This is a genomic window from Bradyrhizobium sp. 22, from assembly GCF_000482425.1.
GTDB classification, from domain to species: domain Bacteria; phylum Pseudomonadota; class Alphaproteobacteria; order Rhizobiales; family Xanthobacteraceae; genus Bradyrhizobium; species Bradyrhizobium japonicum_B.
The window spans coordinates 1,461,595-1,488,356 of record NZ_KI519399.1 but is presented as its reverse complement, the minus strand read 5'-3'; the positions used below and the strand labels follow the sequence as shown (position 1 = coordinate 1,488,356).

The following is a 26,762-nucleotide window of genomic DNA, read 5'->3' as shown; positions in this document are numbered from 1 at the left end:
TACGATGCTGGCAGCGATGGAACCAGCGCCAAACGCAAATGGCTGGGATGCGCGGGTTCTACCCTCCCCTGGAGGGGGAGGGTCGACTCATGTTGAGCGAAGCGAGACATGAGACGGGGTGGGGTGACAGTCTCTCCACCTCCAACAGTGCCCGAGCGGAGAGATCACCCCACCCCGCTCGCGCTCCGCGCGATCGACCCTCCCCCTCCAGGGGAGGGTAAGAAGCGCATTACGCCGCGGCCTGGCCCAGCGCGGAGACGATGGTGTCGACGACGTCCTCGACCAGGATGCGGTCCTCGCCCTCGCCCATGACGCGGATCACCGGCTCGGTGCCGGACGAGCGGATCAAGAGGCGGCCGTGGCCGTTGAGCCGCTTCTCGCCGTCGGAGATCGCCGACTTGACCTCGGAATCGTCGAGCGGCTTGCCGCCCTTGTGGCGGACGTTCTTGAGGATCTGCGGCAGCGGATCGAAGCGATGGCAGACCTCGGACACGGGACGGCGCAGCTTCTGCACCACCGCCAGCACCTGCAATGCGGCCACGAAGCCGTCGCCGGTGGTGGCGTAGTCGGACAGGATGATGTGCCCGGACTGCTCGCCGCCGAGATTGTAGCCGCCGCTCAGCATCTGCTCGAGCACGTAGCGGTCGCCGACGGGCGTGCGCACGAGATCGAGCCCCTGCCCGTTCAGGAAGCGCTCGAGCCCGAGATTGGACATCACGGTGGCGACGATGCCCGGCCGCGACAGCCGGCCGTCCTCCTTCCAGCTCTGCGCGATCACCGCGAGCAGCTGGTCGCCGTCGACGACATGGCCGCGCTCGTCGACCAGGATGACGCGATCGGCATCGCCGTCGAGCGCGATGCCGATGTCGGCGCGCATCTCACGCACCTTCTTCGACAGCGCTTCCGGCGAGGTCGAGCCGCAATCCTTGTTGATGTTGAAGCCGTCGGGCTCGACACCGATCGGCACGACGTCGGCGCCCAGCTCCCACAGCGCTTCCGGCACCACCTTGTAGGCGGCGCCGTTGGCGCAATCGATCACGACGCGCAGGCCGTCGAGCGAGAGGTCGCGCGGCAGCGTCCGCTTGGCGAATTCGATGTAGCGGTCGTGCACGCCGTCGATACGGCGGGCGCGGCCCAAGCTTGCGCTCTGCGCAAGCCTCTTCTCGATGGGCTCGTCGAGCAGCTGCTCGATCTGCCGCTCGACGTCGTCGGAGAGCTTGAAGCCCTGCGGGCCGAACAGCTTGATGCCATTGTCCTCGAACAGATTGTGCGACGCCGAGATCATGACGCCGAGATCGGCGCGCATCGACTTGGTCAGCATCGCGACCGCCGGGGTCGGCATCGGGCCGACCAGCAGCACGTCCATGCCGACCGAGGTGAAGCCGGCAACCATCGCGTATTCGATCATGTAACCGGACAGGCGGGTGTCCTTGCCGATCACGACACGGTGGCGGTGGTCACCGCGCTGAAACGCAAGGCCTGCGGCCTGGCCGACCTTGAGGGCGAGCTCCGGCGTGATCAGTCCGTTGGCGCGGCCCCGAATCCCGTCCGTCCCGAAATATTTGCGGCTCATATCGTCCCCCAACGCAACGATCAGGGAGTCCCCTCGACAAATACGGGCTGCCCGAGCAGGCCCCGCATCCCTGATTTGCTGGGGTCTTATAAGCCTTGCGCGGCTAACTTGGCTTCAAAAAATATGATGAATCATTACGGAACCAGGCCCGCCGCGATTCCGATAACCTCTTGTTAACGCTCCATTTCCCGCGATCGTGCCGGAAACGGGCGGAACCGGCGCTAGCTGCTGCGCTTGACGTGGCCGTCCTGCCGGCTCGGCGCCGGCTGGGTGACGTTGACGGGATCGGAGCCCGGAAAGGTCTCCTCCAGCCCCTCCTCCAGCGCTTCCTCGAGATCATGCTTTTCCTTGATCTCCTCCGGTGAAGGTCCGGCGTGCGGCTTGGTCATGGCGGCCTCCTGCAAAACCTCGCGCAAACGATTTGGCTGTGCATCCAACCATGCTAGATGACCTCGAAATCTTCTGATGCAAGACGCTTGAGGGCCGGGGAAACGAGCATGAAGCATATCACCTGTATCGACGATCTTCGCGCCCTGCATAAGCGCCGCGTGCCGAAGGCGTTCTTCGACTATTGCGATCGCGGCTCCTATGCCGAGGAGACGCTGCGCGCCAACCGCGAGGACATGCAGGCGATCAAGTTCCGCCAGCGCATCCTGGTCGACGTCTCCAGGCGCGACACCTCGACCACGATCCTCGGCGAGCCCTCGACCATGCCGCTGATGCTCGCGCCCGTGGGCCTGCTCGGCATGCAGCACGGCGACGGCGAGATCCACGCCTGCCGTGCCGCGCAGGCCGCCGGTATCCCCTTCACGCAATCGACCATGTCGATCTGCTCGATCGAGGACATCGCCGCCAGCGTCGAGAAGCCGTTCTGGTTCCAGCTCTACGTCATGAAGGACCGCGGCTTCATCAAGGAATTGATCCAGCGCGCGATCGCGGCCAAGTGCAGCGCGCTGGTGCTGACCGTGGACCTGCAGGTGATCGGCCAGCGCCACGCCGACATCAAGAATGGCATGACGGTGCCTCCCGAATGGTCGCTGTCGAAGCTGCTGGATTTCGCCAGCAAGCCCAGCTGGGTCTCCGGCGTGCTGCAGGGCAAGCGCCGCACCTTCGGCAACATCGCAGGCCACGTGAAGAACACCGAGGATCTCAACCGCCTTGCCGAATGGACCGCCTCGCAGTTCGACACGTCGCTGAGCTGGAAGGACGTCGAGTGGGTCCGCAGCATCTGGCCGGGCAAGCTGATCATCAAGGGCATCCTCGACGTCGAGGACGCCGAGGAAGCCGCCAAGACCGGCGCGCAGGCCCTCGTCGTGTCCAACCATGGCGGCCGTCAGCTCGACGGCGCGCCGTCCTCGATCGAGGTGCTGCCCGAGATCGCGGATGCGGTCGGCGAGAAGATGGAGATCATGTTCGACGGCGGCATCCGCTCCGGCCAGGACGTGATGCGCGCGCTCGCGATCGGCGCCAAGTCCTGCATGATCGGCCGCGCCTATGCTTATGGCCTCGGTGCCGGCGGCCAGGCCGGCGTCGCCAAGGCGATCGACATCATCCAGAAGGAGCTGCTCACCACCATGGGCCTGTGCGGCGTCAACCGGATCGACGAAATCGACGATCATATCATCGCGATGTGAGCGCGCAGATGCCGTAGGGTGGGCGAAGCGCAGCGTGCCCACCACCTTTCGCCGAACGAGAAAAGACGTGGGCACGGCGCTGGCGCGCCTTTGCCCACTCTACGATTGCCACCCTCACATCGGCGGCGTCAGGCCGTCGCGACCGACGCTGACGCGGTTGGTCTCGAACGAGCCATCCGGCAATTGCTTGATGAAGGCGATGACCTTGGCACCCGGCTTCAACTCGGATTTGTCGCTCGGCACGAAGGTCACGACCGGCGTATTGTCGGCGACGAACACCTTCTTCTCGCCGTCCTTGTACTTGACCCGCAGCGTGTGACCGTCATTGCCGACGACGCTTTCCGCCACCGTCGCGTTGGTCATGCTGGAGTTCGGCTTGAGGTCCCAGGGCCGCGAGCCTTCGCCGGTGCCGCGCATGCTCTCCGGAAACACGTGGACCTCGACCGCGTTCTGGCTGCCGTCGGGCCCCGGCACGGTGGTCGCGCCGATGAACGAACCCGGCTTGATGTCGGCGAGTGAAATCCTGGTAATCCCCGATACGTTCACGTCGGAAGCAAGGCGGAGCTTCACCTCCTCGCCGCTGCGTGACTTGACCTGCAGAATGTCGTTGCTGACGCTTTCGATGGTGCCGCGCACGCGCGTCGGCACCGGCGCTCTCTGAGCAAGAGCGCAGTAAGTCGATATGGCCACCATCGCGACGGCGATCAGCGGACGGGTGAAAGTTGCACGTTGCACAGACATGACGGTCTCCGATTGTCCCCACGGAAGGAGAACTCCGAAGCACCTGCGCTATTCTCTCAAGTCTTTGTGAGATCGGCCTCGACCAACGCGCGCAGCTCGGCCGTGACCTCGGGCCGGCGGCCGAACCACAGTTCGAAGCCGCGCACCGCCTGATGCAGCAGCATGCCGAGTCCGTCGGCGGTCCGCAGGCCGCGCGCTGCTGCGGCGGCGAGCAACGGCGTCACCAGCGGGACATAGACGAGGTCGGCAACGACGGCCGCCTGCGGCAGGCGCGCGACATCGACATCGAGTGACGGCTGGCCGTGCATGCCGAGCGAGGTCGTGTTCACGAGAAGTTTTGCGCGCGGCAGGACGTCGTCGAGGCCATCCCATTTCACAGCATGCACGTTGGGCCCGAACTGCTCTGCCAGCGCCTCGGCCCGCGCGACGGTGCGATTGGCAACATGCACGCGCTTGATGCCGCGTTCGAGCAGCCCGAACACGACCGCACGCGAGGAACCGCCGGCGCCCAGCACCAGCGCCTCCTCGGCCGCATCCCAACCGGGCGCGCTGGCGTCGAGATTGCCGATGAAGCCTTCGACGTCGGTATTGGTCGCGTGCAGTTCGCCATCGGCAAACCACAGCGTGTTGGCCGCGCCCACGGCCTTGGCGCGGGCGTCGGGCGTCGACAGCGCCAGCACGCTCTCCTTGTGCGGGATGGTGACGTTGGCGCCGACGAAGCCGCGCAGCGACAGCCGCAGCACGAAATCGCGCAAGTCCTCGGGCGGAACCGCCTCGATGACGTAGCCGCCTTCGATGCCCAGCGTGCGCAGCCAATAGCGATGGATCAGCGGCGAGCGCGAATGCGCGGCCGGCCATCCGATCAGACAGGCTGCAGGCGTTCTGGGCGCGGTCATCTTTCCCTCGGGGTCGTGCTTCCGAGCCGATCCATTTCGCGTCGCGCCCGCTCTGTCAAGCGGGCGCCACAGCGCCGGTCAGGCCGGCCCGGCGCGGGAAAGGCGTGCCGTCAGCTCGCGGCAGTCTCCTCGCTTGCGCCCTTGATATCGGCAATCGCGCGCTCGAGGCTCTGGCGATAGCGCGCGCGCGGCGGCGTCACGCCATGGGTGAGCAGCGCGCGGCGGACGGCCGGCGAAGCCCCCGTGATGAACAGCCTGATGCCCTCGCGGTGCGCCTTGGCAGCGACGCGGCCGAGCACATTGGCCGCCGTCGAATCCAGGAACGGCACTGCGGCGAAGTCGACCACGAAGGCCTTGCGCTTGTCGGCGACGGCGTCGAGCACGCTTCCGATGGCCGAGGCTGCGCCGAAGAAGAACGCACCGGTGATGCGATAGACCAGCACGTCGCGATCGACCGCAAGCGCGGGATCGTAGGGAACGCGGTCGCCATTGCCGTCGTCGGGACGATCGGCGACGGCCAGCGGCGAGCGTTCCTCGATGCCAGCCATCTCCGCCATGCGATGGATGAACAGCACCGCGCCGAGCGCGAAGCCGACCAGGATGCCTTCGGTCAGGTCGCGGAAGATCGTCAGCAGGAAGGTCGCGAGCAGCACCACGGCATCGCCCCATGACGAGCGCAGCAAGGTGCCGAACTCGTGCTTCTCCGCCATGGTCCAGGCCACCACGACCAGCACCGAGGCAAGCGCGGCGAGCGGAATGTAGCTCGCGAGCGGCGCCGCAATCAGCATGAACAGCAGCAGGAAGACCGCATGCAGCATGCCCGCGAGCGGCCCGCGGGCGCCGGCGCGGATGTTGGTGGCGGTGCGCGCGATCAGGCCGGTGACGCAGATGCCTCCGAACAGCGCCGAGCCGATATTGGCCGCGCCTTGCGCCACCAGCTCGCAATTGGAGCGGTGACGGCGCCCGGTCATGCCGTCGGCGACCACCGCAGACAGCAGTGATTCGATCGCGGCCAGCAGCGCGAACGCGATCGCGTCCGGCAGCACGGCGGTCGCCTTCGCAACCGAGAACGCGGGCAAGGCCGGCGAGGGCAATTCGCGCGGAATGCCGCCGAACCGCGAGCCGATGGTCTCGACCGGCAGCGAGAACACCGCACACGCGACGGCCGCGAACACGACCGCGATCAGGATACCGGGCCAGGACGGCCGCCAGATCCGCAAGGCCGCGATGATGGCGATGCTGACGACGGCGACCGCGACCGCGGATGGATTGAGGGTATCGAGGCCGCCGGCGAGCGCGAGCAGCTTGGGCACGAATTCGCTGGGCTCTTTGCCCGCGAGCGTGATGCCTGCGAGATCGCGGAGCTGGCTGGCGAAGATGATCACGGCGATGCCGGCGGTGAAGCCGACCGTCACCGGATAGGGAATGAACTTGATGTAGGTGCCGATCCGCAACAGCCCCGCGGCGATCAGGAACAGGCCTGCCATCATGGTAGCGAGGATGACGCCGTCGACGCCATGGCGCTCCGCGGTCGCGGCGACCAAGACGATGAACGCGCCGGCGGGACCGCCGATCTGGAACCGGCTGCCGCCGAGCAGCGAGGCGATGAAGCCGCCGACCACGGCGGTGTAGAGGCCGCGGTCCGGCGTCACGCCCGAGGCGATCGCGATCGCCATCGACAGCGGCAGCGCCACGATCGCAACCGTCAGGCCGGCGAAGACGTCGGCGCGGAAATCCTCGAGGCCGTAGCCTTCACGCCAGACGGTGACGAGCTTCGGCAGATACAGTTCGGCAAAGGTCGGCTGACGCGGCTGGTGCAGCCGTTCCGCGTGATCGCTCGTGATGCTCATCTCGGCAAATTGCTCCGCTGCCCCTCGTTGCTCCCAAGCATCGTGCGTCCCGTGTTGCGACCGATGCGCCAGCCCATCCTGATCCCGAGCGCGATCAACGCGCCCCGATCATGCTCCGACACGGCGCGGCGGTCCGGGCTCCCTCAGGCGAACGCCACGCCCGCCGCCGTCGCTGCGGACCTGCTCGCCGATCAGCTCGACGCCGGCCCGCTCGAACGCCTCGACCACCTTGATCAGGGTCTCGACCACGCCGCGCACATTGCCGGTCGAAGCCTCCATCCGCTGGATGGTCGGCAATGACACACCGGCAAGCTCGGCCAGGGTTTTCTGGTCAATGCCGAGCAGCGCGCGGGCTGCCCGCATCTGGAATGACGTGATCACCTCGGCCTCATTTACCAGGACCCATAAATGATATCTAGAACGTATACAATGATATAAAATACATCATCTTGCGGCAAGCGCAAGGGGGCTGCCCGTCCATCCATCATGGGGGAGTGCAATGACGGGTTTGACGAATTTGCGCGAGAGACTCCGCTCTCGTGCCCCGGACACGGCGCAGCACGAAGTGATGCGCTGTAGAGCCGGGGCCCATGCAGCGAACTCGTGGCCTACTGGGTCCCGGCTCTGCGCAGCAATGCTACGCATTGCAGCGCGTCCGGGACATGTGGGGCGAGCGTGGCCGCGGAGATAGCCCCTCCCCCCGCTCTCTCCCCGTAAGGACGGGGAGAGAGCGTGAGGGAGCTCGTCCCTCAACGCGCGAGAGACAAACCTACGCCGCGTGCTGATGCGCGGCGATGATCTGGTCGGCGGCGCGGCCGGTGACTTCGGCCATGTGGTCGAACTGTCGCGTGAAGCTGCCGGCGCCGGCGGTGGCCGAGCGCAGCTCCACGATCAGCTCGCCGATCTCGGCTTCCGGCATCATGGCACGGACGCAGTCCCAGCCGCTCCAGCCCTCGCGGGTGTCGAAGCCGAGGATCTGGCCGCGCCGCGCCGACAGGATCGCGTTGATCCTGGCGGTGGCCTCGGTCGGGCAGACGATCTCGACCACGTGGATCGGCTCCAGCAGCACCGGCTGGCATTGCGGCAGGCCTTCGTTGAGCCCGATCCGCGCCGCAGTGCGGAAGGCGAGGTCGGAGCTGTCGACGCTGTGATAGGAGCCGTCGGTCAGCGTCACCTCCACGTCGGTGACGGGGAAGCCGAGCGGACCCCGCGCCAATCCGTCGACGACGCCTTCTTCGACCGCCGGGATGTAGTTGCGCGGCACCGCGCCGCCCACCACCTTCTCGGCGAACTTGAAGCCATCGCCGCGCGGCAGCGGCTTGATGTCGAGCACGACGTCGCCGAACTGGCCGTGGCCGCCGGACTGCTTCTTGTGACGCCCGCGCTGGGTGATCGGCTTGCGGATGGTCTCCTGGTAGCCGATCCCCGGCGGATGCGAGGTGACCTTGACACCGAAGCGGTCGCGCAGCCGCTCGCCGGCGACGCGCAGATGCATCTCGCCCTGCCCCCACAAGACGGTGTCGTGAGTCTGGGCATTCTGCACGACGACCAGGGAGGGATCCTCCTCGTGCAGCCGCGCCATCGCCTGGCCGAGCTTGACGTCGTCCTTGCGATCGGCCGCCGCGATCGAAATCGCGAGCACCGGCGGCGTCGGCTCGATCGTGATCAATGCCGCGGGCGGCGTCTTGCCGTTCGAGATCGTGTCGCCGGTCTTGATCGGATCGAGCTTGGCAAGCGCCACCGTGTCGCCGGCCTCTGCCGCGGCGCGCTTGGTGTCGTAGGCACCGTTGACGGCGAGGATGCCTGAGATGCGCCCCGCACCGCCGGAGGACGATTGCAGCGTCGCGCCGTCGTCGAGGTGGCCGGCGAGCAGCCGCGTCAGCGACAGCTTTCCGCCATGCTGCGAATGCAGCGTCTTGAAGACGTACCCGAGCGCGTCCTTGCCCTCCGGCACGCCGAGGCGTTTTGCGGTCTGTGCGATGCCGGGCGCCTCGTGACGCAGCGCCTTCATCAGGCGCAGCACGCCGTTCTCGCGCGCGGCGGCGCCCAGCAGCACCGGACAGATCAGCCCGTCGCGCAATTCGCGGGCGAGATCGTCGAACACCGCATCGCGCGGCGGCTGGATGTCTTCGAGCAATTGCTCCATCAGGGCATCGTCGTGATCGGCGAGCTTCTCCAGCATCGAGAAGCGGGCTTCCTTCTCGCGATCGAGATCGCCGCCTTCGAGCGCGACCACCTCGGAGGCTTTGTGCTCGCGATAGATGAAGGCGCGCTCCAGCGCGAGGTCGACGAAGCCCTCGATCAGCTCGTCCTTCCAGATCGGGATCTGGCGCAGCACCAGCGGCACGCGGGAGGCGGGCTGCAGCATCGCGAGCGTCTCGCGGATGCGCTGGCTGGCGCGGTCGATCTTGTTGAGGAACAGGAAACGCGGGATCTTCAGCTCCTCCAGCTCGCGCAGGATGATCTGAAGCTGCGGCAGCTTCTTTTCATCGGCCTCGCAGACCACGATCGCCGCGTCGACCGCGGGCAACGCGGCGCGCATGTCGTGGGCGAACTCGATGGAACCGGGGCAATCGAGAAAGGTGTAGCTGTCGCCCATGAAATTCGTGGTGGCGGCAGTCAGCCCGACGGTCATCTTGTGATGACGGGCCTCCGGCGTGGCGTCACCGACGGAAGTTCCGGCATCGACGCTGCCGGCGCGCGGAATTGCGCCCGTTCGCGCCAGGATCGCTTCGAGAAGTGTGGTCTTACCGCTTTGGAAAGGGCCCACCAGCGCGATGCACCGTGGACCCAATGTTTTATTGACCGGGGGACTTCTGACGTCTTGTCCCATTTCGCCGCCTCCTTGGTGTGGAGCTCGGCCCGTGATTGGGTCGGCAAACGCAGATGCTCTGCCCCTCCCCGAGATTTGGCAAGCATCAAACGTCGCTGCGGTGCGTCGTCAGTTAGATCAAGTCTTATAATTCTACGGGCTAGGCTCGGTGTTCCAACTCTCCCGACGCGGAGAGGTGAAGCAGCAGCGACCCAGGCGCTCAACGGCCCGGACGGAGTTCCAGGCTCTCGAGGCCGGCGGCGATGTTGAAGCCGACCTGGCCCTGCACGCTCAGCGGCTGGAGCGCGATCGAATTGTTGGAGCCGCCGACCAGCACGTTGCCGCCCAAGCCGACGCCGACCGAGGCGCTGCCCTGCGCGCCCACGTAATTGCCGGAGAGGTCGCCGGGGCCGAGGCGGTCGACCGGTGCGAACACGCCCCACGCGAGCGCGGTCTCCTGGGTGATACCGATGTCGAGGCCGACCTTGCGGATCGTCGCGACATAGCGGTCATCGGGCAAGCCGTCGGCGCGTAGCACGCAGCCGAGATGAGTCACCGATCCCACGATGAAGCCGACGCTGGCGCCGCCGCGGCATTCGAGCACGCCGACCCGCGCCATCCGCTGCTGCTGCGCACCACTATTCGCGACCGAGGCGACGAGGCTGGCGGCGGTGAGTCCGGCGAGAAGGAGCGAACGGCGCATGAACAATATCTCCGGCAATGACATGATGCGAGCAGAGGGAGCGTCACCCGCGTTGCGCGTCTATGCCACAAGAGCCGTGATCGTGCCAGATCCTCCGTCATTGCGAGCGCAGCAACGCAATCCAGAGTTTTTCCGCGGAGGGATTCCGGATTGCTTCGCGGAGCCTGTCATCGGGCCGCGCTTCGCGCGGACCCGTTGGCTCGCAATGACGGGGATAAAGCTGCACTTGTTGCCCCGAGTAAATCTTCACCCGTCAGAACAAAAAAGGCCCGCCGAAGCGGGCCTTTCCGATTTGCACTGTCGCGATTGGCTTACCGCAGATTGCCGCAGAAGCGCTGGATGCGCTTGCAGGCGTCTTCGAGGTCCGAGGTCTTGGTCGCATAGGAGATGCGGAATGCAGGTCCGAGGCCGAAGGCCGAACCCTGCACCACCGCGACGCCTTCGGTCTCGAGCAGCTCGGTGACGAAGTCCTCGTCATTGCCGATCACCTTGCCCGACGGCGCGGTCTTGCCGATCGTGCCGGCGCAGGACGGATAGACGTAGAAGGCGCCCTCGGGACGCGGGCACTCGATCCCCTTGGCCTGGTTGAGCATGGAGACGACGAGGTCGCGCCGCTCCTTGAACACCTTGTTGTTGGCGGGGATGAAGTCCTGCGGACCGTTCAGAGCTTCCACCGCCGCCCACTGCGCAATCGAGGACGGGTTCGAGGTCGATTGCGACTGGATCGTTGCCATTGCCTTGATCAGTTGCGCGGGGCCGCCGGCATAGCCGATGCGCCAGCCGGTCATGCAATAGGCCTTCGACACGCCGTTCACGGTGAGCGTGCGGTCGTAAAGTTTCGGCTCGACCTGCGCGACCGTGGTGAACTGGAAGTCGTCATAGACGAGGTGCTCGTACATGTCGTCGGTCATCACCCACACATGCGGATGCTTGAGCAGCACGTCGGTGAGCGCCTTCAGCTCGGCCCTGGTGTAGGCGGCTCCCGTCGGGTTCGACGGCGAGCACAGGATCACCCATTTGGTCTTCGGCGTGATGGCACGCTCGAGCGCCTCGGCCTGCAGCTTGAAACCGGTCGCGGCGGTGCAGACCACCGGCACCGGCTCGCCGCCGGCGAGCGCAACCATCTCGGGATAGCTGACCCAATACGGCGCGGGAATGATCACCTCGTCGCCCGGATTGATGGTGGCCATCAGCGCATTGTAGAGCACCTGCTTGCCGCCGGTGCCGACGATGATCTGGTTCGGCTTGTAGGTGACGCCGTTCTCGCGCTGAAACTTGGCGATGATCGCCTCCTTCAGCTCGGGAATGCCGTCGACCGCAGTGTACTTGGTCTTGCCGGCTTCGATGGCGCGGATCGCCGCCAGCTTGATGTTGGCAGGCGTGTCGAAGTCGGGCTCGCCGGCCCCCAGGCCGATGACGTTGCGGCCCGCCGCTTTCAGCGCGCGTGCTTTATCCGTGACCGCGATGGTCGCGGACGGCTTCACACGGTCGAGCGCAGCGGCAAGGAAGGACATCGTCATCTCCTGACAAGCGTCGTGAAACCATTCGCCTCACGACTCCGATTGTGGGAATGCAGCCACCCTAAAACGTGAGCCGCTGCACCGCAAGAAACTTCGGCCCGATCCGAGAAAGTTTACGGATCTGGCGCGGGTCGAGGCAGGATTTCCGCAATTTTCCGCAAACTTGCCGTGCAAACCCCTCATATCCGGCAAGGCTTGTCCTCGGAGCAATTTCAGGCCGTTCGCGATCGAGCAGACGGCATCATGCCTGGGCTCGCCATCTTCGCTGGAGCTTGGCTGACCCGACACCAAGGTGCCGAGTGCAACCTCGACGTAACGGGTCAGGGCCGGCCAATACGATGTGGAGGTTTCAGCGCCTCGTCACTTCTGCTCAGCCATTCACACAAGCACGCGCGACGATACGTCCACGCGTTGACGCAAGCGTGAACTGATTTGCATGGCCACGCGGAAATGATCTTCCGCTGCATTGCAATGCGGTAGGGTTTTCGAGTTTTTCTATTGGCTGACCCTTGCGGCGGATTCGCATCGGCATCATTGTTTAGCCGCGCTCAGGGGCAACAAGCGCCGCGTCTCCCGTCTTCGGAATCGAACTCCAGAATGTACAAGCTCTATTCGATGCAACGCTCCGGCAACAGCTACAAGGTCCGCCTTGCGCTGGCGCTGCTCAATCTGCCCTACGAAGCGATCGAGGTGGACATTCTGCGCGGCGAGAGCCGCACGCCGGACTTTCTGAGCAAGAACCCGTCAGGACAGGTGCCGCTGCTCGAGGTCGGCGATGACCGTTATCTCGCCGAGTCCAACGCCATCCTCTGGTACGTCGCCGTCGGCACCCCGCTTGCGCCCGAGAATCGCATCGACCGCGCCGAGGCGCTGCAATGGATGTTCTTCGAGCAGCACGCGCTCGAGCCGAACATCGGTGCCGCCTATTTCTGGCTGTCGCTGGTCAAGGGCGGCCGCGACCTGCAGACCCATTCGCTGGAGGACTGGATGGAGCGCGGCTATGGCGCGCTCCAGGTGATGGAAAATCACTTGAAGACCAACGCCTATTTCGCCGCGCGCCAGCTCACCGTCGCCGACATCGCGCTTTACGGCTACACCCACCTGGCCGACCGCTGCGACTTCGATCTTTCGACCTTCCCGGCGATCCGGGACTGGCTGAAGCGGGTGGAAGCCGCGCCCGGCTTCGTGTCGATGGACTGGCGGCCGGCCGACGTCGACGACCCCGCCAGCATCGCGGCCAACGCATGACCGGCCCCCTCCCGCCGATCGGGGGAATAGCGGGCATAAAGGTATTATTTGCCGCAATCTGGCCATTTTCAACAGGATGGCCGCCGCAATGTTGCCGGCAGAAGCTGGGAAATTGTGGAAGGTCGCGGGTGATTCGCTCGCGCGTTGAAGGATTTAGACCCATGACACGGGCGTCCGGCACGGCCGGCTTTAAGGGCCATCCCGCTACCGTCGCGTCTTCCCGGCTGACCAACGCGGTTGCGGCCTCGCTCGCCGTCGCCGCACTCTCGCTGTGCCTGATCGTCGCCCTGACGGTGCTGTCGACCAAGGCGACCATGGCGATGGGCCTGCCGGCCTGATTCCCGTTTCATCCCGGTCCTGTCTTCAAGGCGCCGCATGCCCCGCGCCGGCCGGCATCGCGACAGGACCTCGATGAAATCACCCGTGGTAGTCGTTGCAATCACCTTGACTGCGGCCATCCTGGTCGCGGCGTCATTGTTGATCGTCGTCGGTACGCGCAAGGCGCCGGGGACGTCGACACTGAATGCGCCTGCGCTGCAACAGCCGCTCAAGCACACGCACTTGGCTTAAAATCATCCAAAAGCCTTAGGCTTGCGAGCAAGCGCGCCCTAAGCACACCGCACGAATCCGCATCACAGCAGCGCAACGATCAGTCAGACTTGCGGTCTTACCTCCGTCGTGAGGGCGAGACTGTCCATGCGGTTCGGATGGCGTGCGATCTCCGGTCCGGTGCTGACGGCAGCAACCCTGCTGCTGGCGATACTGTTCGATCGCTTGATCCCCACGCCCACGCCGGCTCCGCTGCTCGTCGGCATCGTGGCGCTCGCCGGTGCATTGTCGGGTCTCGCCTCCGCCGTCACCAGCGCAGCCATCGCGGTGATCGGTGCAACGCTGCTCGTGCTCGGCCGCCACGGCGTATCCGCCTCCATCGCCGATCTGGTCCAACTCGGCCTCCTGGCCGTCACTGCTGCCGGCACCGCTGGCATCACCGGCCTGATGCGCCGGCGGCTGCTCGGCACGTTCGCGGCCGAGCGTCGCAGCCACGCCACCGCCGCGCGGCTGTCGGCCGCGCTCGACCAGGTCGATATCGGCATCGTGCTGCTCGATGCCGAGACACGCGCCGAGTTCATCAACCGCGCGTTCCGCGATTATTTCGCCGTGCCGGACCAGATCGCCGACGGCAAGCCACCCTTCATCGCGCTGATGTATCACGGCCGCGACACCGGTGCGTTCGAGCTACCCGAAGACGAGCTCGGCACCTTCATCGCGCAGCGCATGGAGATGGTGCGGACCGGCGATGCCACGCCGATCAACATCGCCCTGCGCAGCGGCGACGTGCTGCGCTTCGTCTGCACGGCGCTGCCGGACGGCGGACGAATGCTCAGCTACACCCCGGTGACCGATCTCGTGCGTCACACCGATGCGCCGTCACGCGCCGACTATTACCGCTCGCTGCGCGATCCCACCGGCCGCGGCCTGATCCGGTATCTGCGCGTTGCGGAGTGATGCAACTGCGCGATTGATCGCAGCACCCATCATCCGTATGAAAGACGCTTCATCGATCGCGGGAATCCAGATGTCGCTCACCGTTCGCTCCGTCACCAGGCAGGACTATGATCAATGGCTGCCGCTGTGGGACGGCTACAACGCCTTCTACGGCCGCTCCGGCCCGACCGCGCTCGCTCCCGAGATCACGCGCATGACGTGGCAGCGCTTCTTCGATGCCTATGAGCCCGTGCATGGCCTCGTCGCCGAGAGCGACGGCAAGCTGCTCGGCATGACAAACTACCTGTTCCATCGCAGCACCACGGCGATCGAGCCGTCCTGCTATCTGCAAGATCTGTTCACGCTCGAAGCCGCGCGCGGCAAGGGCGTCGCCTCGGCCCTGATCCACGGCGTCTACGAACGGGCAAAGTTGGCGGGATCGCCACGCGTCTATTGGCAGACGCACGAGACCAATCTCACGGCACAGCGCCTGTACGACAAGGTCGCGGAGCGTTCCGGCTTCATCGTCTATCGCAAGGTTTTCTGACCCCTGCGCGCACCCTGTGGATAAGTGCCGCTGTCACCCGCGCGTAACATAGCGGGGCTACGGTGCAGCTGCGTCTGATCTGGCCCCCCGTCACCGATCAAGCGCCCCAAAGCGGTCCCCGTCAGTCGCCGCGTCTGACCGGGGCCGCATTTTTTTGTCCGCATGGCAGCAGCGCGGGCGGACTTCTTGCTGGTGCAGCGCACCGCGGCCAGAATGAGCGCCCTCTTCTGACAGGATCATCTCAATGGAAATTCGCAATCTCGGCGCCTCCGGCCTTCGCGTGTCTGCGGTCGGGCTTGGCTGCAACAATTTCGGCCAGCGCACCGATCTGGAGACCTCGCGCAAGGTGATCCATCGCGCCCTCGATCTCGGCATCACGCTGTTTGACACCGCCGACATCTATGCCGGCATGGGCGGCTCGGAGACGGTGCTCGGCACCGTGCTCGGCGACCGCCGCAAGGACATCGTGCTCGCCACCAAATATGCCAAGCCGATGGCGACCGACGGCACCAGGCAGGGCGCCTCGCGCCGCTACATCATGGAGGCCGTGGAAGCGAGCCTGAAACGGCTGAAGACCGACTACATCGACCTCTACCAGCAGCACGATTACGATCCGCTGACGCCGATGGAGGAGACGTTGCGCGCGCTCGACGATTTGATCCGGCAGGGCAAGGTCCGCTACATCGGCAATTCCAACTTCCCGGCTTGGCGGATCGCGGAAGCCGAGTTCACCGCACGCGCGATGAATGTCAGCCGCTTCGTCTCGTGCCAGGACGAATACAGCCTCCTGGTGCGCGACATCGAGAAGGACCTGCTGCCGGCGGCGCAGGAGTACAGGCTCGGCCTATTGCCGTTCTTCCCGCTCGCCAGCGGCCTGCTCACCGGCAAGTACCAGCGCGGCGCCGCGGCCCCCGCCGACACGCGCTTTGCCAAGGCACCGGCACTGCGCGACCGCTACGTCACGCCGCGCAACGAGGACATGGTCGAGAAGCTCCAGGCCTTCGCCAAGGCGCGCGGCCGCAGCATGCTCGAGCTCGCCTTCTCCTGGCTCGCCGCGCGCCCGCAGGTGTCGAGCGTGATCGCCGGCGCGACCCGCGTCGAGCAGATCGAGGAGAACGTCAAGGCGATCGCCTGGAAGCTCGGCGCGGACGAGATGGCCGAGATCGACAGGATCACGCTGGGTTGAACCCGCGACCTATTACTTCGCGCCGCCCACCGTCTGTATCACCTCGAAGCCCTCGAACTGGGGATGACCGAGGTAGGCCGGCTTGGTGTCGCCGGCCCGCGCATGCGCGGCGCGAAACGCCTCCGACTTGGTCCAGGCCTCGAACGCCGCGTGGTTCGCCCAGACCGTGTGCGAGGCGTAGAGCGTATGGTCCTCGGCTTCCGGCCCGCGCAGCAGATGGAATTCGACGAAGCCCGGCACCTTGTCCAGGTGCGTGTCGCGCGAAAGCCAGACCTGCTCGAAGGCGGCCTCGGAGCCCTTGGCGACGCGGAAGCGGTTCATGGCGATGTACATGGGTGTGGTTCTCCTTCAGGGGAATCGTAAGGGAAGCACCCTCTCTCGCTCCCTCTCCCCGTTCTTACGGGGAGAGGGTGGGGTGAGGGGCTCCCTCCGCGAGCGCGCTCTGAATTATAGTCAGAACGCCCTCAATATTGCCAAGGACATCGTTGTTCCAGAAACGAAGAACCTTGTACCCCTCCTCTTTCAAGCGCTGGTCTCGGATCGCATCTGTCGTGGATCCGTTGTGTTGTCCGCCATCAACTTCAATCACGAGCCGCTTCTCCCGGCACACGAAGTCGCAGATATAGCCGATGATTGGCTCCTGCCTGACGAACTTGTATCCATCGACCCTCCGATTGCGAATGCGATTCCAGAGGACTGTCTCCGCGTCTGTTTGATTAAGGCGGAGACGCCGTGCGAGTCGGATAGACTTTTCGTTGTGGCCACGCATTGCCCTGCCCCTCACCCGGATCGCTGCGCGATCCGACCTCTCCCCGCAAAAGCGCGGGGAGAGGTTAAGCCACCAATCCCTTCATCGGCCTTGCGCTTGCGCTGTCCGGAAACACCGTCTCGGCCAGCACGCGGTCGGACAGGCCGAACTGTCCTTGCAGCACGCCTTTGATCACGGAGCGCAAATCCGTGGTCGGCTTGAGATCGCGGCCTTCGTACAAATTCGCAAGCTTCAGACCCGGCCAGTCCGCAATGACGCGGCCGCCCTTCACCGCACCGCCGGCGAGCAGCGCGATCGTGCCGGTGCCGTGATCGGTGCCGTCGGTGCCGTTGATGCGCGCGGTGCGGCCGAATTCGGTGGCGACGACGACGACGCTGTCGCGCCAACGCTCTCCCAGGCCGTTCTCGAATTCGGCGAGCGCGCCGTCGAGCCCGCCGAGCAGGAAGGCGAGACGCCCCACAGGGCCGCCTTCATTGGCATGGGTGTCCCAACCGTCGAAGGCGAGCGCTGCGATGCGCGGGCCGTCGTCCGCCGCCATCAGCTTGGCCGCGCCGCGCGCGACCTGGCGCATCTGCGCCACCGCGTTGCCGGGCCTGCGTTTCATGTCGTCGCCGCTCGCGGCCTTGTCGAGCTGGAGGCCCTGCGACAGCGCCGCCGCCAGCGCGGGATCGCGGTGGCGGTAGAGATCGACGAGGCGCATTGCGGTGTCGTCATCCGCCTGCGGCAGCGCCACCGGCGCCCATCCGACGGTCGGTGCGTTGCCGCGCAGCACCAGCGGCGTCGTGGGTCCGACCGCAAGACCGCTCGATACGCGCTCGCCGCGCGGCAGCGCCTCCAGCGCGCGGTTGAGCCAGCCGGACTGCACGCGACCCGGCCCGGCATAGCCGCTTTCGAGCACGTCCTGGCCGTCGAAATGCGAGCGATCGCGATAGGGCGTCGCCACTGCATGAATCACCGCGGCGTGCTTGTCGCGATACATGCGCGAAAATTCCGGCATGGCCGGATGCAGCGCGAAGAAGGAATCGAGCGGAATCGCCGGATGGGCGCCGTCCGCGGCGAGCGCGATTGAGCCGTGCAGGCCGGCATAATCGGGATCGCCGACCGGCGCGACGGTCGAAAGCCCGTCGAGCGCCCCGCGCAGGATCACCACGATCAGCCGGGGATCGCGCCCGTCGGCCGCGCGTGCGAATTTCGGCAGGTAAGCCCAGGCCGCGAACGCGGCGCCGCCGAGCAATAGACCGCGGCGCGAGGTGAGGAGCCGGTTCTCGACGCAGTCGATCATGATCATCTCCTCTGCATTTCCGGCGACATCAGGAGCAGCGCCAGCGCCTGCTGCCGCGACTCCGCCCGTTCGACGGTTCTTCGCGTTTCGATCGAGGCCGCATCGGCCGCCGCGAATTCGAGAAGGTCGAGCGGGTCGATATTGTTGCCGAGCCGCGCGCCGATCTGCGCGGCGATATCGAGCCTGAGCTTGATCCCTTCGGGCGCGGCCCAGGCGGCGCTGGTATCCGGGAAACCGTTCGGCCCCGCCGGCGACCACAGCGGCTGACCCAGCAGATTGAGATTGTTGAGATAGGCGCCGGGATCCTCCGGCACGCGCGCGAGCAGCCGTCCGCTTGCGACAAGGAAATCGTAGGGACTGCGCATCTTGGTCAACGGCGCTTTCCAGGCTTCGTCGGCATCGACCAGCGCGGCCGCAAGCGCCTTGAGATCGCCGTCGGTCTTGACGAAGACGTCGCGCAGCCGCGCGACCAGCGCCGGCGGCGGATCGTCGGCAACGAAGTGACGAGCGAATTTGCTGGCGATGAAGTTCGCGGTCGAGGGATGCCGTGCGATGTCGGCGAGCGCGGCCTCGCCCCGCGCGAGCCCCGCCGCCTCGTAGGTCTTGCCGAGCAGCATCTGCGGTCCCGGCTGGTGCGCATTAGCGTTGAACACGAAGGCGCCGGGGGGCCCGAGCTGACCCTTTCGTCCGGCGAAGGTCCAGCCGGTGATGATGCGTGCGAGCGAAGTGACGTCGTCCTGCGTATAGCCGCCGCCGACGCCGAGCGTATGCAGCTCCATGATCTCGCGCGCGAGATTTTCGTTCAGCCCGCGCTTGCGATTCTGGCCGGCGCGCGAGTCCGGGCCGAGCGATTGCTGGTTGTCGAGGAAGAACAGCATGGCCGGATGCTGCTCGACCGCTCTCAGCATGTCGGCGAAGCGCCCGAGCACGTGCGGCCTGATCGCCTCGCGCTCGAACGCGCCGGCCCAGATCCGGGCCAGCTCGCCCTTGCTCGCGGAGATGCAGAAATGGTTGGACCAGAACACGACGAGCCGTTCGGTGAAGCCGCACTCCGCCAGCGTCGCGCGCTGCAACCGCGCCAGCGCTTCAGCGCGGAAGGTCTTTTGGATGACGTTGAGCGGCTGCGGCGCAGGCTTCAGTTCGGCCGGCGCCGGCATGTCGGCGGGCGCGGCGGTCTTTGCCGCCTCGCGCGCCTGCCTGACCTGATCCTGATAGGCGAAGACGGCCTGCCCCAGCTGCTGCGTCGATTGCAGACCGGGCGCCTCCAGCAGCACGCCGCTCGGCCGCGCGAGCTCCGCCTTCACGAAGCCGCGCGGATCGGAGCTTGCGTTGATCAGATCGCCCGAGGCGCCGCCGCGGGCACCGAAGCCGAAACGGTTGAGCGCAACGAGCGCGGCTTGCGAATCGCGGGCCATCGATTTGTCCTTCGCGTGCCGGGAGCCGCTTTCCGAGTCCGCGTGCGAGGCCTAATATACCGCAACGACCGATGAACCCGACATGAAAATCACGGCGAAGCTTCGACGTAGATCATGACAAATCCGAAAGAATCCTCACCGCCGGAACCGCGCCGCCTCGCCTGCGCGCGCTGCGGCACCGAGTTTGGTTGCGATCTGTCGGGCACATGCTGGTGCGCAGAAGAGGTTGCGAAACTACCGATGCCGGTCGAGGGCGAGGATTGCCTGTGCCGCGAATGCTTGCGCAAGGCGGCGGCGGAGGCAGCCCGTAGCCCGGATGGAGCGCAAGCGTAATCCGGGATACGTTCCGCTAGCACTGGCCCCGGATTTCGCTGCGCTTCATCCGGGCTACGAAGTTTACACCTCATATCCCGGCGACGTCCGCGCCATGCCGTCGAACGCGTCGAGCAGTTTTTCGCGCCAGGCATGGATCGGATCGTCCGCCTCCAGCAGCTTGAACGGGCTCACCACGCGCGCCCATTGGAAGCCGCCGAACACGATGTAGTCGGCATAGTTCGGCGCGCCGCCGCCGAGATAAGGCTGCTTCTTCAGCGTCTGGCGCATCACCTCGAGCGATTTGCGGAAGGCGACCACGCCGGTGTCGCGGCTCGACATGACATCTTCCAGGCTCTTGCCTGCGAAGCGCGCCTCGCGCGACTGCCGGAAATAGGCCGCGTCGGTCTCGCCGAGATTGTTCGGAATGTCGGCGACGATCAGCGGGAAGATGCCGCCGACGATGGCGATATCGCCCCATGCATTGATCATGCGCGCCATGGCGCGGCCGCCCTCGCCGCCGAACAGCGACGGACGGTCCGGAAACTTGTCTTCGAGATAGGTCGCGATGGTCCAGGAATCGACGATCGGCCTGTCATCGTGCAGCAGCACCGGCACCTTCTCCGAGCCGTGCGGCACAAGCGTGCTCTTCTCGGTGAAGCGCCAGGGCAGCGATTCCGCCGACAACCCCTTGTGCGCCAGCGCCATCCGCGTGCGCCAGCAATACGGGCTGAACGGGCGCGAGGGATCGGTGCCGACGAGTTCGTAGAGCTTGAGTGACATGAAAGGCCTTTCCTGCCAGCTCCTCATCCTGAGGAGCGCGGAACGCGCGTCTCGAAGGATGAAGGTCTGAGCTCGGCCTCGCCCTTCGAGACGCGCGCAAGATGCGCACTCCTCAGGGTGAGGGTCTCCCATTCTGGATTGCTTCGCTGGCGCTCGCAATGACGACGTGGAGGCATCACCGCCCGTTCGCGCGCAGCAGCCTCTCGCCATCCTCCGTCACCGCGATCACCAGCCCGAGACCTGCAATCGTCTCGCGCGCGACATAGCCGCGCTCAGCGGCGTCTTCCCAGATGGTGAGGCGCGGGCACGAGGTCTTCCAGGTCGAGATCACCTCGGCATAGGCGCGTGGCTCGCGCGCGACCCATTCGACGAAGTCCAGCACCAGCGGATCGGCAGTCTCGCTCATTGCAAACCTCCCTTGTCGAAGGCGGCCAGCACCGGCGCGCGAAGCAACAGCCAGCCGCCATAGGCGATGTAATAGCAGGCAATGGTGGTGATCAGCCTGTTCGACCAGGCGATGAACTGCTGGTCGGTCATGGCCTCCAGGATGCGCCGCGCCAGCGTGGTGCCGAGCATCGAGGCTGCGATCGCGACGCCGGCGAGCACGGGATCGAGGCTTGCGGCCTGATCGATGATGCCACCGAAATAGATCAGCTTGGTGAAATGGCTGACCACCTGGCACATCGCTTTGGTCGCCACCTTCTCGCGCCGGCCGAAATCGCCGCCGAGGAAGAAGGTGTCGAGCAGCGGGCCGGAGACGCCGGTCATCAGCATCAGGCCCATGCAGATCGTGCCGTAGACCGTGCCCTGCCAGAGGCGATCAGGGTCCGGCTTGATGCTCGCCGGCAACAGCCGCGCCATGAACGGGGTGATGCCGAGCAGCAGCAGCGCCATCGGCTTGTCCGGCACGTAGCGCGTGAGCGACCACGCCGCGAGTGCGACGGCAGCGCCGACCATGTAGTTCGCGACCGGCCGCCAGCGGATATGCGCCCGCCACAGCAACGCGCGCCAGCCGTTCGAAGCCATCTGCGTGATCGCGTGCAGCACCATCGCGGTCGGCAGCGGCATCAGGGCCAGCAGCACGCCGATCAGGATCAGCCCGCCCGCCATGCCGAACAGCCCCGACAGGAACGCGGTGGCGACCATCAGCAATCCGAGGGCAGCGATCATGAGGGGCGTCACGTAGAGGACTCCTGTTAGAACCGTAAGGGACCCATCCCGCGTGCACTCCCTCGCCCCGCCTGCGGGGAGAGGCGAAGAACCGCGCCCGCTTCAACAAATCAGCACAAATCTGCACTCCGAACGTGCCTCGCTTGCTCCTTCGCCGCAAACTGAGTTATCTTGCCCTGGCCTCAGCTTTCCTGAGGGTCGTGCACAAGGGTCCTGCATTTGCGGCGGCTGCTGTTTCTCAACGGCATCAAGGCATTCGAGGCGGCGGCGCGGACCGGCAGCTTTGCCGCAGCCGGGCTCGAGCTGAGCGTGTCCGCAGCCGCGGTCAGCCGCATGGTGCATCTGCTGGAAGAGCGGCTCGGCGTCGCCCTGTTCGAGCGCAAGGCCAACCGCCTGGTGCTGACGCAGGCCGGCCGCGCCTATCAGAGCGGGCTGACGCCGATCTTCGATGCGCTGGCCAGCCTCACCGCGCAGGTGACGGCGCCCGCGAGCGTCCGCGTGCTCACCATCGGCGTCGGCCACACCTTTGCGATGCGCTGGCTGATCCCGCGCCTGTCGGAGTTTCGCAGCGAGGAGCCGGATATCGAGGTGCGCTTCACCACCGGCGGCGCCTCGGTGCCGTTCGGCGAGGATTGGAACTGCGGCATCAAGCTCGGCACCGGCGACTGGCCCGGCCTCGTCGCCGAGCCGCTGTTCGCCGGCGACCTCACGCCGGTCTGCGTGCCCCGTCTCGCGAGCGGCCTGAAGCGCCCGGCCGATTTGAAGGGACCGAGCCTGATCCGCGTCGCGCACTCGCCCGAGGACTGGCCGATCTGGCTGAAGGCCGCGGGGGTCCCCCGCATCAACGCGCGCGGGCCGGAGTTTCAGTTCTACGGCCAGGCGCTGCAGGCCGCCGCCGACGGGCTCGGCATCGCCATGGGCATCCGCCCCTATATCGACGACGACCTCGCCGCTGGCCGGCTGGTGGCGCCGTTCGACCTCTCGGTGCCCAAGGGCATGCGCTGGTATCTGCTCTATCGCAGCTTCCAGACCGAGCAGCGCGACTTCGCCGCGTTCCGCCGCTGGATCATGCGGGCGGCGGCGGAACCCGCGGCCCGCCCGGGCAAGCGGAGCGGCCGTACGGCGGCGCGGAACTGACGCCCCAAAAACTGACGTCCAGCGGCAAAAAAGCCGCCCGCTTGTGAACGGCTTCACATCCCGAATTTCGCAATCGTGGTCCCCTGACCCTCCAACAAGACACGTACGGAACACTTCGGGGACGACCATGACGACCCTCTACGACGGCTTTGACATCGAATCCTTCGAGGCTGGCAAAGGCCTCTGGCACGCCCGCATCCGCCGCGCCGATCTCAGCCCCCTCGCCATCGACGGCGTGCTGTTTCCGGCCATGGAAGTCGGTTTCGCCTGGCCGGATCAGAACGCCGCGATCGCCGACGCCAAGCACCACATCGACCGCTTCCGCCGGCGGACCGACAGCGACGACGAATGAGCGGGCCGGGCGGCAGCCAGCCAGGGACAGCGCAGGTTAAGAAGGGGCAATCGGCCATGTCAGTCATCGAATTCCAAGACCCGTCGCGGCCGAGGATCTACGCCCGCGCTGTGCAGTCCAACTGCCCGGAATGCGACGGCGATCTCACCGTGCTCCGCGTCATCGGCGGGCGCGCCGGATGCGAGTACTGGGCCATGCGCTGCACCGATTGCGGCGGCCTCCATCTCGACATCCTCGAACCCTATCAGGCGAGCGAGGACGGCGAGGGTCCGCTGCCGGCGGCGTAAGGTTCCTTCCTGCTGCCAACCTGCTGTCAGCAGCCTGCACGGCAACGGCCATTCGCCCTTTATCGGGAGGCGGACTCGTCCCATATTCGCCTGATGGCGAAGAAACCTGCATCCTCCGAAAAATCCGGCAAATCCCCGAAATCCAAAGCTCACCGGCCTGACGTGCAGCCGATCGGGCCGGCGCTGGCCGAATTGCTCAATCCTGCGATCAATCGCGGCGATGCGGGCCTGGGGTCGGGCACCGGCCTGCAGCCGCCGCCGGACAATTCGCGCGACCGCCGCTCCGGCGGCGAGGCCGCCGCACATCGCGCGCGCGCCTCGACACCGAAGGAGTTTCCGCAAGATACCGCACGCCCGATGCCGCTGCGCCCAAATCCGCAGCCAGCGGGCGCCCGCGCGTCGGCCGAAGGCTTCGACGAGGCGCCGCAGGCCAATTACGGCACGGCGGCCACCATCCCGACGCTCGATCCGGAACTGGCGCGGCAGCTCGGACTGCCGACCGAGGAGGACGATGCCGAGGCACTGGCGCGGCCACCGCGCAGCAAGATGGAAGCGCTCGGCGTCAAGGCCACTGCCGATGCCCTGGAATCGCTGATCCGCGAGGGCCGGCCGGAGTTCCGCAAGGACGACGGCTCCACCAAGGTGTGGACCCCGCACCGGCCGCCGCGCCCGGAAAAGTCCGAAGGCGGCGTGCGCTTCGAGATCAAGTCGTCCTACGAGCCGCGCGGCGACCAGCCGACCGCGATCGCCGAGCTGGTCGAGGGCATCAATCGCAACGACCGCACCCAGGTGCTGCTCGGCGTCACCGGCTCGGGCAAGACCTACACCATGGCGCAGGTCATCGAGAAGACGCAGCGTCCGGCCCTGATCCTGGCGCCGAACAAGACGCTCGCCGCCCAGCTCTACGGCGAGTTCAAGAACTTCTTCCCTGACAACGCGGTCGAGTATTTCGTCTCCTATTACGACTACTACCAGCCGGAAGCCTACGTCCCGCGCACCGACACCTATATCGAGAAGGATTCCTCGATCAACGAGCAGATCGACCGCATGCGTCACTCGGCGACGCGCGCGCTGCTCGAACGCGACGACGTCATCATCGTGGCGTCGGTGTCCTGCATCTACGGTATCGGCTCGGTCGAGACCTACACCGCGATGACCTTCGCGCTGAAGAAGGGCGAGCGCATCGACCAGCGCCAGCTGATCGCCGACCTCGTCGCGCTGCAATACAAGCGCACCCAGGCCGATTTCACCCGCGGCACGTTCCGGGTGCGCGGCGACGTCATCGACATCTTCCCGGCGCACTATGAAGACCGCGCCTGGCGCGTGAACCTGTTCGGCGACACCATCGAGAATATCGAGGAGTTCGACCCGCTCACCGGCCACAAGCAGGACGAGCTCGAATTCATCAAGATGTACGCCAACTCGCACTATGTGACGCCGCGGCCGACGCTGGTGCAGGCGATCAAGTCGATCAAGTCGGAGCTGAAGCAGCGGCTCGACCAGCTCCACAACCAGGGGCGCCTGCTGGAGGCGCAGCGGCTGGAGCAGCGCACCACCTTCGACTTGGAGATGATGGAGGCGACCGGAAGCTGCGCCGGCATCGAGAACTATTCGCGCTATCTCACCGGGCGCCGCCCCGGCGAGCCGCCGCCGACGCTGTTCGAATACGTGCCCGACAACGCGCTGATCTTCGCCGACGAGAGCCACGTCACCATCCCGCAGATCGGCGCCATGTTCCGCGGCGACTTCCGCCGCAAGGCGACGCTGGCCGAATACGGCTTCCGCCTGCCTTCCTGCATGGACAACCGCCCGCTCCGCTTCGAGGAATGGGACATGATGCGGCCGCAGACCATCGCGGTGTCGGCGACGCCGAGCGGCTGGGAGCTGAACGAGAGCGGCGGCGTGTTCGTCGAGCAGGTCATTCGCCCGACCGGGCTGATCGACCCGCCGGTCGACATCCGCCCGGCCCGCACCCAGGTCGACGATCTCGTCGGCGAGGTCCGCGCCACTGCGCAAGCCGGCTATCGCTCGCTGATCACGGTTCTCACAAAACGCATGGCGGAGGACCTCACCGAGTATCTGCACGAGCAGGGCATCCGCGTCCGCTACATGCACAGCGACATCGACACCATCGAGCGCATCGAGATCATCAGGGATCTGCGCCTCGGCGCCTTCGACGCGCTGGTCGGCATCAACCTCTTGCGCGAAGGCCTCGACATTCCCGAATGCGCGCTGGTCGCGATCCTCGACGCCGACAAGGAGGGTTTTTTGCGCAGCGAGACCTCGCTGATCCAGACCATCGGCCGCGCCGCGCGCAACGTCGACGGCAAGGTGATCCTCTACGCCGACCAGATGACGGGGTCGATGGAGCGCGCCATCGCCGAGACCAACCGCCGCCGCGAGAAGCAGGTCGAGTACAACAACGCCAACGGCATCACGCCGGAGAGCGTGAAGAAGCAGATCGGCGACATCCTCAACTCGGTCTACGAGCGCGACCACGTGCTGGTCGAGGTCGGCGGCCACGACATGACCGACGACGTCATCTCGATCGGCCACAACTTTGAGGCCGTGCTCGCCGATCTGGAAACGCGGATGCGCGAGGCCGCCGCCGATTTGAACTTCGAGGAAGCCGCGCGCCTGCGCGACGAGGTCAAGCGCCTGCGCGCCACCGAGCTCGCTGTGGTCGACGACCCCACCGCCAAGCAGCGCACCGTCGCCGGCAAGGCCGGCGCCTATGCGGGTACAAGGAAATACGGCGACGCCGCCAACCTCCCCGTCAGCGCCATGAAGAAGAAAACCTTCAGCTCCGCGCTGAAGGCGAGCGGCGGCGGCGGCTCTGGCTCGAAGGTGCACAAGCCGCATCTCGACGAGATGCACGGGCCGGAGTCGTTGCCCTATCGCGAGAAGCCGACGCTGCCGTCAAAGCCGTTTGGTAGCACCAGCCGCATCATCCAGCCGACGGATTCAAGGCAGTCGGGGCCGGAGTTCGGGCCGGCGCCGAAGAGCAGCGGCGGGATGCCAGGGCGGCGCGGGGGGTGGAAAAAGAGGTAGGGGGCGGAA

General features: G+C 66.1%; 28 protein-coding genes. 12 read left to right on the top strand and 16 right to left on the bottom strand.

What is annotated here, in order from left to right; all coding sequences use genetic code 11:
- Nucleotides 1–229 precede the first annotated feature (229 nt).
- Together glmM and K410_RS40290 are read right to left on the bottom strand one after the other, a co-directional pair.
- Nucleotides 230–1,573 (bottom strand): phosphoglucosamine mutase, encoded by a 1,344-nt coding sequence (gene glmM, locus K410_RS0108405; protein ID WP_028134438.1) that lies wholly within the window; start codon nucleotides 1,571–1,573, stop codon nucleotides 230–232.
- A gap of 221 nt (nucleotides 1,574–1,794) precedes the next feature.
- Nucleotides 1,795–1,962 (bottom strand): hypothetical protein, encoded by a 168-nt coding sequence (locus K410_RS40290; protein WP_196236000.1) that lies wholly within the window; start codon nucleotides 1,960–1,962, stop codon nucleotides 1,795–1,797.
- Nucleotides 1,963–2,070: 108 nt separating this feature from the next.
- Here K410_RS40290 and K410_RS0108395 point away from each other — a divergent pair, with 108 nt between their 5' ends.
- Complete coding sequence (locus K410_RS0108395) at nucleotides 2,071–3,207, top strand: alpha-hydroxy acid oxidase (protein WP_028134437.1); 1,137 nt, start codon at nucleotides 2,071–2,073, stop codon at nucleotides 3,205–3,207.
- Nucleotides 3,208–3,321: 114 nt separating this feature from the next.
- Here the strand turns inward: K410_RS0108395 and K410_RS0108390 are convergent, their stop codons facing one another.
- The 7 genes from K410_RS0108390 to K410_RS0108360 form a co-directional block, all read right to left on the bottom strand.
- A complete protein-coding gene (locus tag K410_RS0108390) occupies nucleotides 3,322–3,948 on the bottom strand; it encodes a hypothetical protein (RefSeq protein ID WP_028134436.1) in 627 nt (208 codons plus the stop codon).
- 56 nt (nucleotides 3,949–4,004) lie between these two features.
- On the bottom strand, nucleotides 4,005–4,844 hold the full coding sequence (locus K410_RS0108385) for a shikimate dehydrogenase (protein WP_028134435.1): 840 nt from the start codon (nucleotides 4,842–4,844) through the stop codon (nucleotides 4,005–4,007).
- A gap of 110 nt (nucleotides 4,845–4,954) precedes the next feature.
- On the bottom strand, nucleotides 4,955–6,694 hold the full coding sequence (locus K410_RS0108380) for a SulP family inorganic anion transporter (protein WP_028134434.1): 1,740 nt from the start codon (nucleotides 6,692–6,694) through the stop codon (nucleotides 4,955–4,957).
- Nucleotides 6,695–6,802: 108 nt separating this feature from the next.
- Entirely contained in the window at nucleotides 6,803–7,075 is a 273-nt protein-coding gene (locus tag K410_RS0108375; RefSeq protein WP_028134433.1) for a helix-turn-helix domain-containing protein, read from the bottom strand.
- 388 nt (nucleotides 7,076–7,463) lie between these two features.
- Entirely contained in the window at nucleotides 7,464–9,527 is a 2,064-nt protein-coding gene (locus K410_RS0108370) for an elongation factor G (protein WP_028134432.1), read from the bottom strand.
- A 199-nt stretch (nucleotides 9,528–9,726) separates the two neighbouring features.
- Nucleotides 9,727–10,209 carry a DUF992 domain-containing protein gene (locus K410_RS0108365; RefSeq protein ID WP_028134431.1) on the bottom strand — a complete coding sequence of 161 codons (483 nt, stop codon included), beginning with the start codon at nucleotides 10,207–10,209 and terminating at the stop codon, nucleotides 9,727–9,729.
- Between the two features lie 311 nt (nucleotides 10,210–10,520).
- On the bottom strand, nucleotides 10,521–11,723 hold the full coding sequence (locus K410_RS0108360) for a pyridoxal phosphate-dependent aminotransferase (protein WP_028134430.1): 1,203 nt from the start codon (nucleotides 11,721–11,723) through the stop codon (nucleotides 10,521–10,523).
- A gap of 603 nt (nucleotides 11,724–12,326) precedes the next feature.
- Here K410_RS0108360 and K410_RS0108355 point away from each other — a divergent pair.
- From K410_RS0108355 to K410_RS0108330, 6 genes are all read left to right on the top strand, one after another.
- Nucleotides 12,327–12,977 carry a glutathione S-transferase family protein gene (locus tag K410_RS0108355; protein ID WP_028134429.1) on the top strand — a complete coding sequence of 217 codons (651 nt, stop codon included), beginning with the start codon at nucleotides 12,327–12,329 and terminating at the stop codon, nucleotides 12,975–12,977.
- 161 nt (nucleotides 12,978–13,138) lie between these two features.
- Nucleotides 13,139–13,315 carry a hypothetical protein gene (locus K410_RS40285; protein WP_196235999.1) on the top strand — a complete coding sequence of 59 codons (177 nt, stop codon included), beginning with the start codon at nucleotides 13,139–13,141 and terminating at the stop codon, nucleotides 13,313–13,315.
- 85 nt (nucleotides 13,316–13,400) lie between these two features.
- Entirely contained in the window at nucleotides 13,401–13,547 is a 147-nt protein-coding gene (locus K410_RS39330; protein WP_196236061.1) for a hypothetical protein, read from the top strand.
- 126 nt (nucleotides 13,548–13,673) lie between these two features.
- Entirely contained in the window at nucleotides 13,674–14,483 is an 810-nt protein-coding gene (locus K410_RS0108340) for a PAS-domain containing protein (RefSeq protein WP_028134428.1), read from the top strand.
- A gap of 70 nt (nucleotides 14,484–14,553) precedes the next feature.
- Nucleotides 14,554–15,009 carry a GNAT family N-acetyltransferase gene (locus K410_RS0108335; protein WP_028134427.1) on the top strand — a complete coding sequence of 152 codons (456 nt, stop codon included), beginning with the start codon at nucleotides 14,554–14,556 and terminating at the stop codon, nucleotides 15,007–15,009.
- Nucleotides 15,010–15,253: 244 nt separating this feature from the next.
- Nucleotides 15,254–16,195, top strand: coding sequence for an aldo/keto reductase (locus K410_RS0108330; protein ID WP_028134426.1), 942 nt, complete (start codon nucleotides 15,254–15,256; stop codon nucleotides 16,193–16,195).
- Between the two features lie 12 nt (nucleotides 16,196–16,207).
- Here K410_RS0108330 and hmuQ read toward each other — a convergent pair whose 3' ends face one another.
- The 4 genes from hmuQ to K410_RS0108310 all read right to left on the bottom strand — a co-directional run bounded on the left by hmuQ (nucleotide 16,208) and on the right by K410_RS0108310 (nucleotide 19,661).
- Nucleotides 16,208–16,528, bottom strand: coding sequence for a heme-degrading protein HmuQ (hmuQ, locus tag K410_RS0108325; RefSeq protein ID WP_028134425.1), 321 nt, complete (start codon nucleotides 16,526–16,528; stop codon nucleotides 16,208–16,210).
- 64 nt (nucleotides 16,529–16,592) lie between these two features.
- Nucleotides 16,593–16,964, bottom strand: coding sequence for an endonuclease domain-containing protein (locus tag K410_RS0108320; RefSeq protein WP_028134424.1), 372 nt, complete (start codon nucleotides 16,962–16,964; stop codon nucleotides 16,593–16,595).
- 64 nt (nucleotides 16,965–17,028) lie between these two features.
- Nucleotides 17,029–18,246, bottom strand: a complete 1,218-nt coding sequence (locus K410_RS0108315) for a DUF1501 domain-containing protein (RefSeq protein WP_049820232.1) — start codon at nucleotides 18,244–18,246, stop codon at nucleotides 17,029–17,031.
- A gap of 2 nt (nucleotides 18,247–18,248) precedes the next feature.
- Nucleotides 18,249–19,661 (bottom strand): DUF1800 domain-containing protein, encoded by a 1,413-nt coding sequence (locus tag K410_RS0108310; protein ID WP_028134422.1) that lies wholly within the window; start codon nucleotides 19,659–19,661, stop codon nucleotides 18,249–18,251.
- Between the two features lie 114 nt (nucleotides 19,662–19,775).
- Between K410_RS0108310 and K410_RS40975 the strand changes: the two genes are divergently transcribed.
- Nucleotides 19,776–19,994: a hypothetical protein gene (locus tag K410_RS40975; RefSeq protein ID WP_063831411.1), complete on the top strand. Its 219-nt coding sequence runs from the start codon at nucleotides 19,776–19,778 to the stop codon at nucleotides 19,992–19,994.
- 63 nt (nucleotides 19,995–20,057) lie between these two features.
- Here K410_RS40975 and K410_RS0108305 read toward each other — a convergent pair whose 3' ends face one another.
- The 3 genes from K410_RS0108305 to K410_RS0108295 form a co-directional block, all read right to left on the bottom strand.
- Nucleotides 20,058–20,756 (bottom strand): glutathione S-transferase family protein, encoded by a 699-nt coding sequence (locus K410_RS0108305; protein WP_028134421.1) that lies wholly within the window; start codon nucleotides 20,754–20,756, stop codon nucleotides 20,058–20,060.
- A 175-nt stretch (nucleotides 20,757–20,931) separates the two neighbouring features.
- Complete coding sequence (locus tag K410_RS0108300) at nucleotides 20,932–21,162, bottom strand: hypothetical protein (protein WP_028134420.1); 231 nt, start codon at nucleotides 21,160–21,162, stop codon at nucleotides 20,932–20,934.
- Complete coding sequence (locus tag K410_RS0108295; RefSeq protein WP_028134419.1) at nucleotides 21,159–21,938, bottom strand: sulfite exporter TauE/SafE family protein; 780 nt, start codon at nucleotides 21,936–21,938, stop codon at nucleotides 21,159–21,161. The genes K410_RS0108300 and K410_RS0108295 overlap by 4 nt, the downstream gene beginning before the upstream one ends.
- A gap of 207 nt (nucleotides 21,939–22,145) precedes the next feature.
- On the opposite strand from K410_RS0108295, the gene K410_RS0108290 reads away from it, so the two are divergent.
- The 4 genes from K410_RS0108290 to uvrB all read left to right on the top strand — a co-directional run bounded on the left by K410_RS0108290 (nucleotide 22,146) and on the right by uvrB (nucleotide 26,753).
- On the top strand, nucleotides 22,146–23,063 hold the full coding sequence (locus K410_RS0108290; RefSeq protein ID WP_028134418.1) for a LysR substrate-binding domain-containing protein: 918 nt from the start codon (nucleotides 22,146–22,148) through the stop codon (nucleotides 23,061–23,063).
- A gap of 127 nt (nucleotides 23,064–23,190) precedes the next feature.
- Nucleotides 23,191–23,415 (top strand): hypothetical protein, encoded by a 225-nt coding sequence (locus K410_RS0108285; protein ID WP_028134417.1) that lies wholly within the window; start codon nucleotides 23,191–23,193, stop codon nucleotides 23,413–23,415.
- Nucleotides 23,416–23,471: 56 nt separating this feature from the next.
- Nucleotides 23,472–23,702, top strand: coding sequence for a hypothetical protein (locus tag K410_RS0108280; RefSeq protein ID WP_028134416.1), 231 nt, complete (start codon nucleotides 23,472–23,474; stop codon nucleotides 23,700–23,702).
- A 93-nt stretch (nucleotides 23,703–23,795) separates the two neighbouring features.
- Complete coding sequence (gene uvrB, locus K410_RS0108275) at nucleotides 23,796–26,753, top strand: excinuclease ABC subunit UvrB (protein ID WP_028134415.1); 2,958 nt, start codon at nucleotides 23,796–23,798, stop codon at nucleotides 26,751–26,753.
- Nucleotides 26,754–26,762: the final 9 nt, after the last annotated feature.